The organism is Ruegeria sp. CF8 (genome assembly GCF_056537285.1).
In genome coordinates, this window is the sequence record NZ_JBQFRG010000023.1 from 1 (window position 1) to 1,157 (window position 1,157).

The 1,157-nt window shown below is 59.1% G+C and carries 1 protein-coding gene; it reads right to left on the reverse strand.

The features are described 5' to 3' along the window. The coding region (gene tuf / locus ACR0EV_RS23985) for an elongation factor Tu (RefSeq protein WP_480802410.1) at nt 1-1,157 on the reverse strand (1,157 nt) is incomplete at both ends.

The window sequence follows — 1,157 nt, forward strand, 5'->3', positions numbered from 1 at the left end:
ACGACGCCGGCGCCGACGGTGCGGCCACCTTCGCGGATCGCGAAGCGCAGGCCCTGCTCCATCGCGATCGGTGCGATCAGCTCAACGCCGAACGACACGTTGTCGCCTGGCATGACCATCTCGGTGCCTTCGGCCAGGGTCACGGTGCCGGTCACGTCAGTTGTACGGAAGTAGAACTGAGGACGGTAGTTCGCGAAGAACGGGGTGTGACGACCGCCTTCTTCCTTGGTCAGGATGTAGGCTTCGGCTTCGAACTTGGTGTGCGGTGTAACCGAACCCGGCTTACACAGAACCTGGCCACGCTCAACGCCGTCACGGTCAACACCACGCAGCAGCGCGCCGATGTTGTCGCCCGCTTCACCGCGGTCCAGCAGCTTGCGGAACATTTCAACGCCGGTGCAGGTGGTTTTCGAAGTGTCGCGGATGCCGACGATTTCAATCTCGTCGCCAACGTTGATCACGCCACGCTCAACACGACCGGTCACAACGGTACCACGGCCCGAGATCGAGAACACGTCTTCGATCGGCATCAGGAACGGCTGGTCAACAGCACGCTCAGGGGTGTCGATGTACTCATCAACAGCCGCCATCAGTTCCTTGATCTTCTCTTCGCCGATTTCCGGGTTGTTGCCTTCCATCGCGGCCAGAGCCGAACCTGCGATGATCGGAATATCGTCGCCGGGGTATTCATACGAAGACAGCAGCTCGCGGATTTCCATTTCCACCAGTTCCAGCAGCTCTTCGTCGTCAACCTGGTCAACTTTGTTCATGAACACGACCATCTTCGGGATGCCAACCTGGCGGCCCAGCAGGATGTGCTCACGCGTTTGCGGCATCGGGCCGTCTGCTGCGTTCACAACCAGAATCGCGCCGTCCATCTGGGCAGCACCGGTGATCATGTTCTTGACGTAGTCGGCGTGGCCGGGGCAGTCAACGTGCGCATAGTGGCGGTTGTCGGTCTCGTATTCCACGTGGGCGGTCGAGATGGTGATGCCGCGCGCTTTCTCTTCCGGCGCACCGTCAATCTGGTCATACGCTTTGAAGTCACCGAAATACTTGGTGATTGCTGCGGTCAGCGTCGTTTTACCATGGTCAACGTGGCCAATCGTGCCGATGTTGACGTGCGGTTTTGTACGCTCAAACTTTTCCTTTGCCAT